This window comes from Aliiroseovarius sp., from assembly GCF_030148435.1.
Taxonomy (GTDB): domain Bacteria; phylum Pseudomonadota; class Alphaproteobacteria; order Rhodobacterales; family Rhodobacteraceae; genus JASBTN01.
This window is the reverse complement of record NZ_JASBTN010000061.1, coordinates 1-17,322: the sequence shown is the minus strand read 5'-3', so window position 1 is coordinate 17,322 and position 17,322 is coordinate 1. Positions and strand designations below refer to the sequence as shown.

General features: G+C 64.5%; 15 protein-coding genes. 10 read left to right on the top strand and 5 right to left on the bottom strand.

Annotated features, from left to right (window positions below; all coding sequences use genetic code 11):
- The first annotated feature begins 3 nt into the window (after nt 1-3).
- The 5 genes from Q1V43_RS10995 to rpoD all read left to right on the top strand — a co-directional run bounded on the left by Q1V43_RS10995 (nt 4) and on the right by rpoD (nt 7,948).
- Entirely contained in the window at nt 4-255 is a 252-nt protein-coding gene (locus tag Q1V43_RS10995; protein ID WP_300517746.1) for a sarcosine oxidase subunit delta, read from the top strand.
- 2 nt (nt 256-257) lie between these two features.
- Nucleotides 258-3,203: a sarcosine oxidase subunit alpha family protein gene (locus tag Q1V43_RS10990; RefSeq protein ID WP_300517745.1), complete on the top strand. Its 2,946-nt coding sequence runs from the start codon at nt 258-260 to the stop codon at nt 3,201-3,203.
- Nucleotides 3,196-3,732: a sarcosine oxidase subunit gamma gene (locus tag Q1V43_RS10985; protein ID WP_366146217.1), complete on the top strand. Its 537-nt coding sequence runs from the start codon at nt 3,196-3,198 to the stop codon at nt 3,730-3,732. Before Q1V43_RS10990 ends, Q1V43_RS10985 begins: the two co-directional genes overlap by 8 nt.
- A gap of 91 nt (nt 3,733-3,823) precedes the next feature.
- Complete coding sequence (dnaG, locus tag Q1V43_RS10980; protein WP_300517744.1) at nt 3,824-5,785, top strand: DNA primase; 1,962 nt, start codon at nt 3,824-3,826, stop codon at nt 5,783-5,785.
- Nucleotides 5,786-5,938: 153 nt separating this feature from the next.
- The gene (gene rpoD / locus Q1V43_RS10975) at nt 5,939-7,948 is read left to right on the top strand and encodes an RNA polymerase sigma factor RpoD (RefSeq protein ID WP_300517743.1); all 2,010 of its coding nucleotides are present in this window, start codon (nt 5,939-5,941) and stop codon (nt 7,946-7,948) included.
- Here the strand turns inward: rpoD and Q1V43_RS10970 are convergent.
- Both Q1V43_RS10970 and yghX read right to left on the bottom strand, forming a co-directional pair.
- On the bottom strand, nt 7,942-8,511 hold the full coding sequence (locus tag Q1V43_RS10970) for a hypothetical protein (RefSeq protein ID WP_300517737.1): 570 nt from the start codon (nt 8,509-8,511) through the stop codon (nt 7,942-7,944). The genes rpoD and Q1V43_RS10970 overlap by 7 nt on opposite strands.
- Nucleotides 8,512-8,547: 36 nt before the next feature.
- Nucleotides 8,548-9,438 carry a YghX family hydrolase gene (gene yghX, locus Q1V43_RS10965; RefSeq protein WP_300517736.1) on the bottom strand — a complete coding sequence of 297 codons (891 nt, stop codon included), beginning with the start codon at nt 9,436-9,438 and terminating at the stop codon, nt 8,548-8,550.
- 157 nt (nt 9,439-9,595) lie between these two features.
- Here yghX and Q1V43_RS10960 point away from each other — a divergent pair, with 157 nt between their 5' ends.
- From Q1V43_RS10960 to ribD, 5 genes are all read left to right on the top strand, one after another.
- Entirely contained in the window at nt 9,596-9,874 is a 279-nt protein-coding gene (locus Q1V43_RS10960) for an HlyU family transcriptional regulator (protein WP_300517735.1), read from the top strand.
- Nucleotides 9,875-10,013: 139 nt separating this feature from the next.
- Complete coding sequence (locus tag Q1V43_RS10955; protein WP_300517734.1) at nt 10,014-10,307, top strand: hypothetical protein; 294 nt, start codon at nt 10,014-10,016, stop codon at nt 10,305-10,307.
- 63 nt (nt 10,308-10,370) lie between these two features.
- Nucleotides 10,371-10,787: a secondary thiamine-phosphate synthase enzyme YjbQ gene (locus Q1V43_RS10950; protein ID WP_300517733.1), complete on the top strand. Its 417-nt coding sequence runs from the start codon at nt 10,371-10,373 to the stop codon at nt 10,785-10,787.
- A 159-nt stretch (nt 10,788-10,946) separates the two neighbouring features.
- Nucleotides 10,947-11,417, top strand: a complete 471-nt coding sequence (nrdR, locus tag Q1V43_RS10945; RefSeq protein ID WP_300517732.1) for a transcriptional regulator NrdR — start codon at nt 10,947-10,949, stop codon at nt 11,415-11,417.
- On the top strand, nt 11,414-12,514 hold the full coding sequence (gene ribD, locus Q1V43_RS10940; protein ID WP_300517731.1) for a bifunctional diaminohydroxyphosphoribosylaminopyrimidine deaminase/5-amino-6-(5-phosphoribosylamino)uracil reductase RibD: 1,101 nt from the start codon (nt 11,414-11,416) through the stop codon (nt 12,512-12,514). Before nrdR ends, ribD begins: the two co-directional genes overlap by 4 nt.
- 22 nt (nt 12,515-12,536) lie before the next feature.
- Here the strand turns inward: ribD and Q1V43_RS10935 are convergent, their stop codons facing one another.
- The 3 genes from Q1V43_RS10935 to Q1V43_RS10925 all read right to left on the bottom strand — a co-directional run bounded on the left by Q1V43_RS10935 (nt 12,537) and on the right by Q1V43_RS10925 (nt 17,090).
- Nucleotides 12,537-14,573 (bottom strand): capsular polysaccharide biosynthesis protein, encoded by a 2,037-nt coding sequence (locus Q1V43_RS10935; RefSeq protein ID WP_300517730.1) that lies wholly within the window; start codon nt 14,571-14,573, stop codon nt 12,537-12,539.
- 4 nt (nt 14,574-14,577) lie between these two features.
- A complete protein-coding gene (locus Q1V43_RS10930) occupies nt 14,578-15,675 on the bottom strand; it encodes a polysaccharide biosynthesis/export family protein (RefSeq protein WP_300517889.1) in 1,098 nt (365 codons plus the stop codon).
- Between the two features lie 122 nt (nt 15,676-15,797).
- Complete coding sequence (locus tag Q1V43_RS10925) at nt 15,798-17,090, bottom strand: capsule biosynthesis protein CapA (RefSeq protein WP_300517729.1); 1,293 nt, start codon at nt 17,088-17,090, stop codon at nt 15,798-15,800.
- Nucleotides 17,091-17,322: the final 232 nt, after the last annotated feature.

Below are 17,322 nucleotides of genomic sequence, written 5' to 3'. Positions count from 1 at the left end.
ACCATGCGCCTGCCTTGCCCCCTCTGCGGGGATCGTGATCATCGCGAGTTCACCTACAGGAGCGTCGCGCTCGACCGCCCGGCGGACGAGGGCTGGAGCGACGCCTGGAACGATTACATCCACCTGCGTGACAACCCCGCAGGCCCGCAGGATGAGCTCTGGTGGCACGGCGCGGGCTGTGGCGCCTGGCTGGTCGTGACACGCGATACGAAAACCCACGAGGTGCTGGGCGCCAAATTGGCCGGGGAGAGCTGACAATGCGCGTACAGGGCAAGGGCCTGATCGACCGCAGCCAACCGGTGCGGTTCAGCTTCGACGGGCGGGGCATCGTCGGGTTCAAGGGCGACACAGTGGCCTCGGCGCTGCTGGCAAACGGTGTGCGCCTGATGGGGCGCTCGTTCAAGTACCACCGCCCGCGCGGGGTGATGACCATGGGGTCCGAAGAACCCAATGCGCTGATCACCACCGGGCGTGGCGCGGCCCGGACCCCGAATGTGCGCGCCACCGTGCAGGAGGTTTCCGACGGGCTGGAGGTGCGCAGCCAGAATGCCTGGCCCTCGCTCGACATGGACCTGTTGGGGCTGAACGACCTGATGGCGCCGTTCTTTTCGGCCGGGTTCTACTACAAGACCTTCATGTGGCCGCAGAAATTCTGGGAACGCCTCTATGAACCCATGATCCGTCGCGCCGCCGGTCTGGGCGCGCTGTCGATGGAGAACGATACCGCGCCGATGGAAAAGGCCTTTGCCCATTGCGACCTGTTGGTGATCGGCTCGGGGCCCGCCGGGTTGATGGCCGCGCTGACCGCCGGGCGGGCGGGCGCCGATGTGATCCTCTGCGAAGACGAGGCGCATTTCGGCGGGCGCCTGCGGTCCGAGGCCGAGGAGGTCGGCGCCATGCCCGGTTCGGTCTGGGTCGACGAGGTCCTGTTCGAACTGGGCCAGATGGACAATGTGCGCCTGATGCCGCGCACCACGGTGACAGGCGCCTATGACGGCGGCACCTATGGCGCGTTGGAGCGGGTGGGGCTGCATCTGGAGAACCCGGACCTGTTGCCGCTCGAATGTTTCTGGCGCATCGCCGCGCGCCGCGCGATCCTGGCCTCGGGCGCCCTGGAGCGACCCGTCGCCTTTGCCAACAATGACCGGCCCGGGGTGATGATGGCCAGTGCGGTGCGCGGTTATTTGCACCGCTACGGTGTGCTGGCGGGCCAACGTGTGGCGGTCTTTGGCAACAATGACGATGCCCATCGCACCGCGCGCGATCTGGCCGCCGCCGGGGTGGATGTGGCCGCGCTGGTGGACAGCCGCCCCGACGCGCGGGTCGCCGGATGGAATGCGGGTGACTTCCCGATCTATACCGGGGCGCGGGTGGTGGACACGAAGGGCCGCAAGGGGCTGACCGGCGTGACCGTGCAAACGCAATCGGGGTTGCAAGTCATGGACGTAGATTGTCTTGCGATTTCAGGCGGGTGGAACCCGACCTTGCATCTGGCCTGCCATATGAACGGCCGCCCGGTCTGGGACGAGGCGCGCCAGGCCTTCCTGCCGCGCCCGAACATGGTGCCGGGGCTGGAAGCCGCGGGGGCCGCCAGCGGTGTATTCTCCACCCATGGCGCGCTGACCAGCGGCATGGAATCTGCGAAGAACGCCCTTCAAGCGATTGGAAGGAAAGTCATTTCCTCCGATGCTCCCCGGGCCGAGGACACGCCGTTCGCCATCGCGCCGCTATGGCACTGCGAGGGTGGAAAGGGCCGCGCCTGGCTCGATTTCCAGAATGATGTCACCGTGAAGGACGTGAAACTCGCCGCGCTTGAGAACTACGCCAGCGTCGAGCACATGAAACGCTTCACCACCCAGGGCATGGCGCCGGATCAGGGCAAGAACTCGAACGTGAACGCGTTGGCGATTCTGGCCGATGCGACCGGTCGGGGCATTCCGGAAACGGGAACAACGACTTACAGGCCGCCCTTCATCCCGGTTTCGATCGCTGCCATGGGGGCGGGCGCGCGTGGCAAGGGGTTTGCGCCGGAGCGGTTCACCACCTCGTACAAAGCCGCCACCGAGGCCAGGGCGCCGATGATCGAGGCGGGGCTGTGGTATCGCCCCAGCTATTTCCCCGCCGCCGGTGAACGCAGCTGGCGCGAGAGCTGTGATCGCGAGGTGAGCATGGTGCGCCATGCGGTCGGGGTCTGCGATGTCTCCACCCTTGGCAAGATCGACATTCAGGGCAAGGACGCCGCTGAGTTCCTTGATTTCGTGTATACAAATACGTTTTCCACCCTGAGGCCCGGACGCGTGCGCTACGGGCTCATGCTGCGCGAGGACGGTCATGTCATGGACGATGGCACCACCGCGCGTTTCGGGGAAAACCACTTTGTCATGACCACGACCACGGCGGCGGCGGGTCAGGTCATGGCGCATCTGGAGTTCGTGGCCCAGGTTCTGAGGCCCGACTGGGACGTGCACCTTGTGTCGGCCACGGAACAATGGGCGCAGTTCGCCGTGGCCGGTCCGAAGTCGCGCGCGCTTCTGAATGCGGTGCTGGATCAGCCGCTGGATCCGGAGGCCTGGCCCTTCATGGCCTGTGGCGCAGTCTCGGTCGCAGGCGTTGCGGGGCGGCTTTTCCGCATCAGCTTTTCGGGCGAACATGCCTATGAACTGGCGGTGCCCGCGCGCTATGGCGAGGGGCTGTGGCGGCTGCTGCTCTCGCAGGCGGCGGCCTTTGGCGGCGGTCCCTACGGGATGGAGGCGCTGAACGTTCTGCGCATCGAAAAGGGGTTCATCACCCATGCGGAAATCCACGGCCGGGTGACGGCGGACGACATCGGCATGGGCCGCATGGTTTCGGCCAGCAAGGACTGTATCGGCAAGGCGGCGGCCTCGCGCCCGGGTCTGTCAGGGGCGGAGCGCGAGCAGCTCGTGGGTCTGAAACCCGTGGGCGCGGTGCGACAGCTCACTGCGGGGGCGCATCTGTTCAATGAGGGCGAAGCGCCGGTGCGGGAGAACGATCAGGGCTATGTGACGAGCGTGGGGTTCTCGCCCACTCTGGGCACGATGCTGGGGCTTGGATTCCTGAAAAACGGCCGGGCGCGGCATGGCGAAACTGTGCGCCTGGTCGATCATGTCAGAAATGTCGAAGCGGTCTGCGAGGTCTGCGGCCCGGTCTTCTTCGACCCCGAAGGAGGGCGCGTACGTGGCTAACCTGGTGGAAATGACCCCCTGCCGGGGGATGGAGCCGGTCACGATCGGCACCGTGACCCTGTCGGAGGTTCTGCCGGGGCGCATCACCTCGCTGTCCCCCCGGAAAACGGCGTCGCGGGACGTGCTGAAACAGGGCCACGGCATGGCCTTCCCCGCACCGAACCGCGCGACGGGCAAGGCCGGTGCGCGGGCGATCTGGTCCGGTCGCGATCAGGCGATGCTGGTCGGGCCGACCCCGGCGCCGGAGCTGGCAGAGGCCTTTGCAATGACCGATCAGTCGGACGCCTGGGCCATCCTGCGTCTTGAAGGGGCCGGATGGCGCGATGTTCTGGCGCGTCTCACGCCGCTCGATCTGCGCGAGGGAGTGTTCAAACGCGGCCATACGGCGCGCAGCCAGCTGGGGCACATGAACATGTCGCTGACCCGCACGGGGAGGGATGTTGTTGAAATCATGGTGTTTCGCTCCATGGCCGAAACAGCGGTGCATGAGCTGACCGGTGCCATGACGGGTCTGGCCGCGCGGGGCTAGCCGGGTTTTTCGAAATCCCGGACCGGAAAATTCGAGTTTTCAGGGGCCGTGCCGCTGGACTTCACCCTCCGCAAATCCGATATTGTCCGCCATGTCCCTGCCGCCCGGTTTCCTTGATGAGCTTCGCACCCGCACGAGCCTGTCTCAGGTCGTAGGGCGAAAGGTCATGTGGGACAGCCGCAAGTCGAACCAGGGCAAGGGCGACATGTGGGCGCCCTGTCCGTTCCATCAGGAAAAGACCGCCAGCTTTCACGTCGATGACCGCAAGGGGTTCTATTACTGTTTCGGCTGCCATGCGAAAGGGGACGCGATCAGTTTCGTGCAGGAGACCGAGAATGTCTCGTTCATGGAAGCGATCGAGATCCTGGCGGGGGAGGCCGGCATGCAGATGCCTGCCCGCGACCCCAAGGCGCGCGAGAAAGCAGACCGGCGCAGCCAGCTGGCCGAGGTCATGGAGCAGGCGGTGCAGTTCTTCCGTCTGCAACTGAAGACCGCGGCAGGGGCGGCAGCGCGCGATTACCTGGCCGGACGGCGCCTGTCCGAACCCGCGCAGGAGCGGTGGGAGGTCGGCTTTGCCCCCGATGCCTGGCAGGGGCTCTGGGATCACCTGAAGGGCAAATCCGTGCCCGACGACCTGATCCTGGGTGCGGGGCTGGCCAAGCCCAGCCAGAAGGGCGGCAAGCCCTATGACACGTTCCGCGGCCGCATCATGTTCCCGATCCGCGACGCGCGCGGGCGCTGCATCGCCTTCGGCGGGCGGGCGATGGACCCGAATGACAATGCCAAATACCTGAACTCGCCCGAAACCGAGCTCTTCGACAAGGGCCGCAGCCTCTACAATCACGGCCCCGCCCGCGAGGCGGCGGGCAAGGGGCAGCCGCTGCTGGTGGCCGAGGGCTACATGGACGTGATTGCGCTCTCCGAAGCCGGGTTCGGCGCGACCGTGGCCCCGCTGGGCACCGCCATTACCGAGGATCAGCTGCGTCTCATGTGGCGGTTTGCCGACGAGCCGATCATCGCGCTGGATGGTGACACCGCCGGGCTGCGCGCCGCCATGCGGGTCATCGACCTGGCGCTGCCGCTGCTGGAGGCGGGCAAGAGCGTGCGTTTCGCCATCATGCCCGAAGGGCTGGACCCCGATGATCTGATCAAGGCGCAGGGCGCGGGGGCCATGCAGGCGCTGATCGACGGGGCCATGCCGATGGTCAGGCTGCTCTGGCAGCGCGAGACCGAGGGCAAGGTGTTTGACAGCCCGGAACGCCGGGCCGCGCTCGACAAGCAGCTGAGACAGGTGATTTCCCGTATTCAGGATCCCTCGATTCGCGAGCATTACGGCTTGGCGATCAAGGAGTTGCGCTGGGAGCTGTTTCGCGGCAATCGGGGCGGTGGCTCCGGCGGCGGGCAGGGCCGTTTCTCTGGTCCTCGCAAGCCCTGGCGCAAGGGTCCGGCCCCGGTGCAGCAGTCGACCAAGGGCTCGGCCCTGGCCTCCGGGGACAATGCCGAGCTGGTTCGCGAAGGCGTGATCCTGGCGGTGCTGGTCACGCGGCCCGACCTGTTGGGCGAGGTGGAAAGCAGTTTCGAGCGTGCGCGAATGTCCACGCCCGACCACCAGCTTCTGCAGACCCTGATCCTGCGCCACGCCCATGAGGGCGCGGAAGTACTGCGCGAAAAAATCAACGAATTTGCCCCCGGAGCCCTTGAAAAACTCTTTGCGCCCAGCCACATCCGCATTGCACCCGCGATCCGACACCCGGACGATGCCGAACTGGTCACGACCTGCCTGACCGAAGAGCTCGCCAAACTCGAAGCGATCCGGGGTGCGCGCGCTGAAACCGACGACGCGATGCATGATATCGAAGCGATGGCCGACGAGGGCCTGACCTGGCGCCTGTCCCAGGCCGCCGAGGCGCGCAACCGCGCGATCCGCTCGGAAGGGGAGGACAAATCCGTCTTTGACGTGGCGGACAATGGCGCGCTGATGGATCGCGAGGAACGCCGGGATTTCGACGCGCTTCTGTCGAAGCTCAAATTTTCCAAGCCGGATCGCCGCTGACGGGGCGACGCAATGGCCACAGGGTAAAGACGCCGCACCGAATTGGGGATAAATCGACTTGGCGAATCAGTGAAACCCATAAATGATTCGAAAACTTCGAATCGGTGATTCGCCGACCGGACCCGCGACCGACATATAGCCAAGGAGAGCCGCATGGCCGCCAAGGACACCGCCACCGACCGCAAGGACGACGACCAGGAAAACGAACCGATGGTCGACATGAGCCAGACCGCGGTCAAGAAGATGATCGCGGAGGCCCGGGAAAAAGGCTACATCACCTATGACCAGCTGAACCAGGTCCTGCCGCCGGATCAGGTCTCGACCGACCAGATCGAGGACGTGATGTCGATGCTGTCCGAGATGGGCATCAACATCATCGAGGATGAAGAGGCCGAAGAGGCCGAGGATGACGGCAAGTCCACCGCCGTCGCCACCACCGGCCAGGGCGGGCGCGATGTCACGGTCTCCACCGCCGAAACCGAAAAGCTTGACCGCACCGACGACCCGGTGCGCATGTATCTGCGCGAGATGGGCTCGGTCGAACTCCTGTCCCGCGAGGGTGAGATCGCCATCGCCAAGCGGATCGAGGCCGGGCGCAACACGATGATCTCGGGTCTGTGCGAAAGCCCGCTGACCTTCCAGGCCATTACCATCTGGCGCGACGAACTTCTGTCCGAGGACATCCTGCTGCGCGACGTCATCGATCTGGATGCCACTTTCGGCAACCAGATGGAGGATGAAGACGAGGAAAAGGAAAGCGTGCTGGACGGCGCCGCCGCCAACACCAATGCCGCCACCAAACCCGAAAAGAAGGACGACAGCCCGGAGCTTGACGCCGACGGCAACCCGATTGCCAAGGACGACGACGAGGATGACGAGGAAGAACAGGCCAACATGTCGCTTGCCGCGATGGAAGCGGCGCTGAAGCCCAAGGTCCTGGAAACCCTCGAACTGATCGCGCGTGATTATACCAAACTGTCCGAAATGCAGGACCTGCGCATGTCCGCCACGCTGAACGAGGATGACAGTTTCTCGAAACGCGAGGAAGACGAATACCAGAAGCTGCGCGCCGAGATCGTGCTCCTGGTCAACGAACTGCACCTGCACAACAACCGGATCGAGGCGCTGGTCGACCAGCTCTATGGCATCAACCGTCGCATCATGTCGATTGACTCGGCCATGGTGAAACTGGCCGACCAGGCGCGCATCAACCGGCGCGAGTTCATCGAGGCCTATCGCGGCTATGAGCTGGACCCGACCTGGCTGGACCGCATGTCCGAGAAACCGGGCCGTGGCTGGCAGGCGCTGATCGAACGCTCCACCGACAAGATCGAGCAGCTGCGCGGCGACATGGCCCAGGTCGGCACCTATGTCGGCGTCGATATTCCCGAATTCCGCCGCATCGTGCAGCAGGTCCAGAAGGGCGAGAAGGAAGCGCGTCAGGCCAAGAAGGAAATGGTCGAGGCCAACCTGCGCCTGGTAATCTCGATTGCCAAGAAATACACCAACCGCGGCCTGCAATTCCTTGATCTCATTCAGGAAGGTAACATCGGGCTGATGAAGGCGGTGGACAAGTTCGAATACCGTCGCGGCTACAAGTTCTCGACCTATGCGACCTGGTGGATCCGCCAGGCGATCACCCGCTCGATCGCCGACCAGGCGCGCACGATCCGTATTCCGGTCCACATGATCGAAACGATCAACAAGCTGGTCCGGACCGGTCGCCAGATGCTGCACGAGATCGGTCGCGAACCGACCCCCGAGGAACTGGCCGAGAAGCTGCAGATGCCGCTTGAGAAGGTCCGCAAGGTGATGAAGATCGCCAAGGAGCCCATTTCTCTGGAAACCCCGATCGGCGACGAGGAGGACAGCCAGCTCGGTGATTTCATCGAGGACAAGAACGCCGTCCTGCCGCTGGATTCGGCGATTCAGGAGAACCTGAAGGAAACGACAACCCGCGTGCTGGCCTCGCTCACGCCGCGCGAAGAACGCGTGCTGCGCATGCGCTTCGGCATCGGCATGAACACCGACCACACGCTGGAAGAGGTGGGCCAGCAGTTCAGCGTGACGCGCGAACGGATCCGCCAGATCGAGGCCAAGGCGCTCAGGAAGCTGAAACACCCCAGCCGCTCGCGCAAGCTGCGCAGCTTCCTGGATCAGTGATCAAGACGCCCCCGCAAGGGGGCGTTTTTTGTTGCAGTTAAGGGGTTTTGCGAATGCCCTATGAGGCCGGTCTTGGATGTGTAACGGAGTTTCTTTACAGGGAAGTTGGTGCGGCGGATGACCAAATCGGGCGCGTGTTTCTTGCCTGCGCCTTTGGGATGGCCGGTCTTTCGGGCTTCGAGTTGCGTTGCGGTGGGCACGGGTACATTTCTACCGAGGTAAGAGCCTATCGCCATGAAAAGGCTTATCTGGCCGCCGTTTTGAACAAGAAGTGGGTTCGCCTCTATATACGCAAACCTGCGCTGGTCTGGGATAGTCTGGATGTACCCTCTGTCCTGCATGCCTTTGACGATGCCGTGTTCGTTGAGCATTGCGGGGAAATCGCGCTCAATTTGAGCGATTTCCAGCGGGCATGTGACGTCATGCAATGGATCTGTTCGAGATTGTCCCTCAGCGCCACATAGGGCGTTTTGAGAACACCCTGAATCGCGGCTTTTGCTCGAAATGCCCACAACAATGAATGCTTTCATGGCGTTTCCGCTCAAACCTGTCTCAGGTTTCATTAGAAACGCCTGGGTGTTGTCCCCGCCGCGGAAAAGCTACCCCCTCAAATGCTCCTCGAAAAACGCCATAGTACGCGACCAGGCCAGTTCCGCCGCCGCCTCGTCATAGCGCGGCGTGCTATCATTGTGGAACCCGTGGTTTACCCCCGGGTAGATATGCGCGGTATAGGTCTTGCCGTGTTCGATCAGCGCGGCCTCGTAATCCGGCCAGCCTGCGTTGATGCGCTCGTCCAGCTCGGCGTAGTGCAGAAGCAGCGGCGCCCGGATGCGGGGCACGTCGCCTGCCGATGCCTGGCGGCCGTAGAAAGGCACCGAGGCCGCCAGTTCCGGGTAGGCCACTGCCAGCGCGTTGCAGACCCCGCCGCCATAGCAGAAGCCGACGGCTCCGACCTTGCCGGTGCTGTCAGGCCGGCTCATCAGGTGCTCGGCGGCCGCGAAAAAATCGTTCATCAGCTTCGAGCGGTCCACCGTGCGCTGCAGATCGCGCCCCTCGGCGTCATTGCCCGGATAGCCACCGACCGAACTCAGCCCGTCCGGTGCCAGCGCCAGGAAGCCCGCCTTGGCGACCCGGCGGGCGACGTCCTCGATATAGGGGTTGAGCCCCCGGTTTTCATGCACCACCAGCACAGCGGGCAGGGGACCGGTCGCCTTGGCGGGTTTCACCTGGTAGGCGCGCACATCTCCATGGCCGTTGGGCGAGGGATAGGCGACATATTCCGGAAGGATGTCGGGATCGTTGAACGAGACCTGCTCGGCCAGCGCATAATCCGGGCTGAGCATGTTCAGCAGCATCGCGGCAGTTAACCCGCCCACGGCGAACCGTCCCGCCTTGTCGAGAAACTCTCTCTTGGTAATGATCCCGTGGGCGTAGAAATCGTAAAGGTCCAGAAGCTCCTGATCGAAATCCTTGGCTGTCATACGTGCCATGTCGGTCCTCCCTTCCATTTGAGCATGACTTTATCACGAGTGGCCGCGCGGAGCCGGTTACGATCCCGTGAGCCTCCGGGCGGCGGCGGGGTTTCGCCGCTTGCAACCCCCGCACGCGCGCTGCACATTGGGAAGGTGCGACAGATTGGGGAATGACATGTCACTCTTTGGCAAACTCTTCGGCGGCAAAACTGCTGGGGCCGGGAAAGAGGTCGAACCGGAACTTTACGAAGGGTTCCGCATCTACCCCGAACCGGTGCGCGAAGCGGGCGGGTACAGGGTCAACGCCAGGATCGAAAAGGACGTGGGCGGACTGCTCAGGACGCACCAGATGGTGCGTGCCGATGTGGTGCAGTCCGAGGACGAGGCGCGCGCGATCACTCTGCGCAAGGCCCAGAGCTTCATCGACCAGATGGGGGAACGGATTTTCAACTGACTCGACCCAGAACGCCGTCGAATTCGGGATGGTGCGCAAGTGTGGTATTCTATCCCCCTCAATTTTGTGGGGGATAGATATGACACCTGAACTGAGAACTCAGCTTTCACTGGGTCGTTTGGATCACTACTTCAGCATTATGCGCACCGTGGTCTTTGCTTTCGTGGCGGTTGCGGCGACCGATGCTTTCGGGGCAGGTGGGTATTCTGCCCCGCTGATGGCGCTGGTGGTCCTGGTGACGACATACGGCATACTGGCCGGGAACACTTGCCTGGATGACCTCGACAACCTGCGTGGCGACCTTGGCGAAGAGATGGCAGCGACACATTACGGCAAGGGGATACTGGACCGAAATATCAGTGCTCTGAAAGCGATCTCGTCGGTGCTGATTGGGTTGGTCGGTCTGGCCGAGCTTTTTGCCATTCTGACTTGACCGGATGGGGGGTGCTCCGCGACCTTGGCGCTGAGGTCGAAATTCCGAAGGGGCCAGCACAGCATGTTCACGATCCAGACCCGGGGCCAGGGGCTTTACGAATTCACTCGCGAGGCGACGCGCTGGGTTGAAGGGCAGGGCGTGGGGGACGGGCTTCTGACCCTCTTTGTGCGGCACACCTCCTGTTCCCTGCTGATCCAGGAAAACGCCGACCCCGAGGTGCAGAGCGATCTGCGCAACTTCTTTCATCGTCTGGTGCCGCCCACGACCGACCCGTCGATGACCTACCTGACGCATACCTACGAGGGCCCCGACGACATGCCCGCCCATATCAAGGCGGCGATGATGCCGGTGTCGCTGGGTATTCCGATACTGGACGGGCGGCTGGCGCTGGGGACCTGGCAGGGCATCTACCTGTTCGAACACCGCGACCGGCCGCACAGCCGCCAGGTAGCGGCTGTGGTAACGCGGGGGGAATGATCGCACCCCTTTCCCTCTGGACGCAAAAAATCTTCATCTGGGGGAGTGGATTACCCCCTACACAAGACCTAGCATCGCGCCTATAGTCACTGTGGATAACTCGGGCCTCAGACCCGACATGAAGAGGCAATCGGTCCAGAAAAGAGAGGGGGGACGCCCATGCGCTGCCCGTTTTGCGGTAATATCGACACTCAGGTGAAGGATTCGCGTCCTGCCGAGGATCACGTGGCCATTCGCCGGCGGCGCTTTTGCCCGGCTTGCGGCGGGCGGTTCACCACCTACGAACGGGTGCAGCTGCGCGACCTCGTGGTGATCAAGTCCAACGGACGGCGCGAGGATTTCGATCGCGAGAAGCTGGAGCGTTCGATCCGCATCTCGATGCAGAAACGTCCCGTGGAGCCCGAGCGCATCGACCAGATGATCTCGGGCATCGTGCGGCGGCTGGAAAGCATGGGCGAGACCGACATCCCCTCGAAAACCATCGGCGAGATCGTGATGGAAGCCCTCGCACGGATCGACACCGTGGCCTATGTGCGCTTTGCCAGCGTCTACAAGAATTTCCAGGCGGCGGATGATTTCGACAAGTTCGTGTCCGAGCTGCGCCCAGGTGTGGCCCCGGAAGACGAGTGACCCCTTCGGACACCCGCTATATGCGTCTCGCGCTGTCCCTGGGACGGCGCGGGCTTGGCAATTGCTGGCCCAACCCGGCGGTGGGCTGCGTTCTGGTGCACCCCGACGAACATGAGGACCGGGTCATCGGGCGCGGCTGGACCCGGCCCGGCGGGCGGCCCCACGGCGAGGTCGTCGCGCTGGCACAGGCAGGGGATGCGCGCGGCGCGACCGCCTATGTCACGCTGGAACCCTGCGCCCATCACGGCCAGACCCCGCCCTGCGCTCAGGCGCTGATCGACGCGGGCGTGGCTCGGGTGGTGGTGGCGCTGGAAGATCCGGACCCGCGGGTGAACGGTGGCGGCATCGCCATGCTGCGCGCCGCCGGGATCGAGGTCGAAACCGGTGTGCTTCGCGACGAAGCGGCGCGCGATCACGCGGGGTTTCTGAACCGGATTACCGAAGGTCGTCCCTTCGTTACCCTGAAACTCGCCAATTCCTTCGATGGGCGCATTGCCACGGCCACCGGTGAAAGCCAGTGGATTACCGGCCCCGAAGCGCGCCGCTATGTGCATGCCCTGCGCGCGCGCCATGACGCGGTCATGGTGGGGGGCGGCACGGCGCGCGAAGATGACCCCTCGCTGACCGTGCGCGGTCTGGGCGTGACCCGCCAGCCCGTTCGCGTGGTGCTGTCGCGCCACCTGGACCTGCCGCTGGACGGCCAGTTGGCGCGGACCGCGCGCGAGGTGCCGGTGTGGCTCTGCCACTCCGGCCGCGCCGACCCGGCCCTCGTGTCGGCCTGGCAGGGCCTGGGGGCCGAGACGCTGGAGGCCGGCGTGGCCCAGGGGCAGCTCGACCCGGTCTCGGTGCTGCAGGCGCTGGGGGAGAAGGGCCTGACCCGGGTTTTCTGCGAAGGCGGCGGGGGGCTCGCGGCTTCGCTGCTCAATGCCGGTCTGGTGGACGAGCTGATCGGCTTTACCGCCGGTGTCGCGCTGGGGGCAGAAGGGCGGCCGTCGCTGGCCGCCATGGGGGTGGACCACCTGGCCGAGGCGCCGCGGTTTTCCCTGCTTGAAACGCGCGGTCTGGGGGGCGACGTGCTGCATCGGTGGATCAGGTAAACGGTTTCTTCGAAGAAAACGGTCAACCCCGCCAGCGATGCGCCTGACTGGCGAAAAGACCCTGCAGTTTCGACAAGGCGCGATTGACCCGCCCTGGGTGCGGCAGATCGCCCGAGGCGAGCCGCTCCACCACCACTTCGACCGGGCAGGGGGTGCCTGTCACCGGATCGACGTATCGCGGATAGTCCACCAGCACCGCGTGGGCGAGCTGTGCGATCGTGACCCGCGCGTTGCGCCGTTCCGGCACCTCACCCAGGTCGCGGGTCAGCCCCCAGCCCGCATAGAAAGGCGTGCCCAGACAGGTGACGGGTTTGCCGCGCAAAAGCGCCTCGAACCCCATGAGCGAGGTCAGCGTCCAGAGCGCGTCGCAGGCCTCGACCAGAGCCATTGCGTCGGCGTCATCCGCCACCACATCCGCCAGTTCACGGGCCCGGTCCGGGTCCACACGGCCCGCCCGCAGCCCCGCCTCGACGTCCGGGTGGGGCTTGTAGATGATCACGGCCTGCGGGTTCTCGGCCCGGGCACGCTCCAGCAGGCCCAGATTTGTTGCCACCCCTGCACAGCCCGTCCGGATCGAGGCGTCATCCTCCACCTGGCCCGGCACAAGGATGCGGTGCCCGTCCGGCAACGCGGGCGTTGGGCGATCCAGATTGTATTTCGACAGCCGCGCCTGCGTGATGCTCAGGATCAGCCGTTTGGCGCGGGCGACCGCAGGCGCGGGCAGGGCCGGGGAGGCGTTGATCAGCCGCTCCAGGCGGCTTTCGTGGGTCGGATCGTAATAGATGCCCAAATCGTCGCAGACGAGGCTCAGCGGCGGGACAAGGTCTGCGCCCAACCCGCGTGAGCGCAGGAAGCCGTCCTCGACGCGGCCCACGTCCCCCGTGGCCTGCCCCGCCCAGGCGATCTGTTTTCGCCCCGTTTCCCGAGCCCTGTCCCGGGCGCGTGTCCGGTCGTTTTCGAAGATCAGCGGTTTAACCGATCCGAAGAACCGGTTCAGCGGCTTTCTCTTCCACAGCCGCATGCCGGAAGCGACATAGCCCTGCCGATCCTCCCGCCAGGCCCGGGTGCGGGCCTCCAGCGTATCCAGCACCTGCTCAATCCCGCACAGACGGTCGCGATAGGGATCGTACCAGGTCGGGTACAGCATCATCGCGCCGGCAAAAAGCTGCGCGCGCGACAGTTTGCGTTCGCGCCGCGCCACCGGGTTTTCGTCCTGCGTGAGGCCCCAGCCCGAGTAAAAGGGCTGACCGAAGACGCGTGGCTTGTGACCCGCCAGGATCGCTTCTAACCCCATGCCGGAACTGACCGTATAGACGGCTTGCGCGCCGGAAAACAGGCTCCAGGGGCTGACCGGATCCGTCAGCAGGGTGACATTGGGGGTTTCGTCCTCCGGGCCATAATGCCCCGTCCGGTGGCCGGACTGGGCCTCGGGGTGGGTCTTGATCAGCACCTTGGCCCCGGGGTTCTCCGTCTGCGCAAAGACCAGCATCTCGCGAAATGTACCGGCGCGCGCGCCTGCGTGTTCGATCGCGGCATCGCCCCGCGTCTGGTCGATCACCACCACGTGGGGCACGTCCTGATGCGGGATCGGCAGGTGCGGATCGAAGGCATTGTATTTCGACAGCTGGGCGGACTGCATGCGCGCCATCGCATCGCGCGCACGGTTCAGGATTGCGCTGTCATCGAGCGGGTCGGTGGCCAGGATATGTTCCAGCCGCGAGGGGGTGGCGCTGTCGAAATGCACCCCCATGTCATCGAGCATCAGCCCAAGCGGTGCCTCGCCCTGCCGCCCGGGCAGAATCGAACGCAAAAGCGCGTCCTCGACCCGCAGGACAGGGGCTTCGCGCCGGGCGGCCACGGCCTCGCCGCGCCCGGAGGTCGGGCTCTTGCCCCAGGTGCCGACCCAGTCGCCGTCCCCGGGAAGGCCCAGCGAAATGTCCCAGCCCGAGAGCTCCAGAATGCGCCGTACCCGGCCCTGGCTCAGAAATCCGCCGTTGTAAACGCAAAGCCGCCGAGGGGTTTCCCCCCCGGCGGCCGGGTTGTTCGTATCGGGCCTCATACGGTCAGTTCTGGCCCAGGCTGGACAGCGTGTCGGCCCCGTTGATGGTCGAGGTCACTGCGGTCAGCACCTTGGTCCACTGCACGTAGGGTGCCTCGGTCACATAGACGGTGTCCCCGTCGCGAATGACAAAGTCGCGTGCGTTGAACATGCCGTTGGGTTCGGTCAGGTTCAGCACGTAGACCATGCGCTGTGCTCCGATCAGGTCGCTGCGGCCCAGCACCGCGTTGGCGATCTCGGCCGCCTCGTTGCGGAAGACAAAGACACCGGTCGGGTCGGCGGTCTGGCTCTGCAACCCGCCCACGGTGGCGATGGCCTCGATTGCCGACAGGGTCTGGGTGTCGAAACCCACGCGGCTTTGCGAGCCGGTGGCGCCGAGCGCGGTAAAGGCGCGGGTGTCTTCCTCGACCAGGATGCGGTCGCCGCCGCGCAGGGCGATGTCGAAATCGGGATGTTCGAACAGGTCCTCGAACCAGATCTCGCCGGTCTGGTTGCCACGGATGATCTTGACGCGGGCGATCTCGGGTTCGATCGACACGCCACCGGCGCGCGCCAGCATGGCGTTCAGCGTCCGGGTCGGGCGTTCGATCGCATAGACACCCTGGCCGCCCACGGCCCCGGTGATCGACACGGTCGAGCCGTCACCGGCCATGCGGCGCACCTGGACCTGCGGGTCCGGGGTCTGGCTTTCCAGCTTCTCGGTAATGATGCGGCGGATCGCTTCGGGACTGTTGCCCGCGGCGCGGATACGGCCCGCGTAGGGGATGAAGATGTAGCCCGCGCCGTCCACCTGCACCTCTTCCAGGCCCGCGGGGGCGCCGGCGGTGGCCAGGATGCCGTCCTCGACGTTTTCCCAGACGGTCACGCCCAGAACGTCGCCCGCGTGGACCGTGTCCGACCCGACGGCGCCTGCGCGGATGAAGCTTTCGGAAAAGCCCAGGGCAGGGACCACGGCGGTGGCGCGCGCCACCCGGTCGTCGACCGAAACAATGAAGGCATCGCCCTCTTTCTGCACGGACCCCGCAAAGATTTCGGATTTCGTCGGGCCAACCCGGGGCAGGCCACAGGCCGCCACACCGGCGACAAGCGCGGCCAGGGCCATGCGTCGGGCCCAGAATTTGCCAGTACTGCTCACTGCTCGCTCCTTTGCTGGAGATCTGCCTGTTTTTGTTTTTTGTTAACCTACGTGGGTTTGCAGGGGAAATCCAGCGCCGATTCGCGGAGTCATTTGACGAGGCGCAACTGTTGCCGCGGCGCCGCGGTGCCGCGTGCCAGCGCGTCATAGGGGTCATCGGCGACCAGCATCATGTCGACGACCTGCCTGAGCAGCTGACGCCGCCCGCGCGCCGAGTAGAACCCGCCCGCCACCTGGCTGGTTTCCAGCAGGTAGTGGCGATAGTCACGATAGGCACGGCTGTCGGGCCGGGTGGGGTGGGCAAAGAACTCCGCCAGAGGCTGGGTCGAAACGAACTCGGGCTTGGCATAGACCGCGTTGCCGAAGACCCTGATCGGCTGGCCGCGCCACAGCACCTGCTGACCGGCGGTGGAGTTCACCGTGACCGAGCTGCGCGCATGATCCAAAAGCTGCGCCAGCTTGCCACCGCGCACGTAATGTACCCGGTCGGACACTTGAAAAAACTCCGCCAGGCACATGATTTCATGACGTAAATTTACACGGCCATCTTCCGGCGGATGGGCCTTGAACACCAGGTGGTGATGTGGCGGCGCGCCGTCCCGGAACCCTTCCATCACGAGTGACAGAAACTCTGTCATGGTGGAGAACGGGCTGTGTTCCCGGAAGCTGGAGTCATGTTCCAGCTGCAAGAGAGCCAGATGATAGGGAAACCCGCCGTGCTTGATGCGCTGGGTCGCGGCGATCCGGTTTGCTGCCAGCGCGGGCATCAGCATCAGGCGTTTGAGATACAACAGGAATTCCTTGCCCACCGACAGGTCGCGATGGGGGCGGAACCCGTCATAGCGGGCGTTTCGGAACATGACGAACCAATGGTAGAGCGCGCCGTAGAACACATGCTGGCGCATGTCCCCCCAGTGGGCGGGAGCTTCGGGAATGTCCAGTTCGGCATCGGCCAGAACATGCTGCATATGGTCGACCGAAAACTCCATCAGCCGCGAATTTCCGTTCGACCCGCCGCGCTCGTATGTCACCCAGTAGGGGCGCAGGTAGCCCTCTTCGAACACATGGATGCGAAGGCCGTTTTCTCGTGCGATTTCAATTGCCTGTGCGTGGATGACGCGCACGTCTCCATACAGCGCGATATCGGTGATCCCGTGGTCGTCCAAAAGGGTGTGGAAACGGTCCGGCCAGGCCTCCTGAGGGTCGGTGAAGGGGACGTAGCTGGCATCGTCGAACCAGAAGGCCTCGTCCCCGCGGTTGAAACCGACGCGCCAGACTTCCGCGCCGGCCGCGCGCAGCATCTTGGCAAGTCGCCAGAAGAACGGCCCATGCGGTCCCTGCAGAAACAGGAACCTTCGGTTCTGGCCAGAAATCTGCTGCATTCCGATTGTCTCAAACTCCGCCGAAGTCTTCCTGTTGGCGCGCCCTCGTTTTGCGCATAAATCTGCCGCTTGTCACGCCAAACGTAGGGAATACAGGCGCAGATGGCCATTTTGTGGCCAACCGTTGCCGGTTTGAGCCCTGTCCGAAGGCCAGTCTGGCGCGGAAGTGGTTAACGAAGGGTTGCGTGTGGCGCCGGGCAGGGGCATTTTCGGCCAGAAATCTGCCCGACCC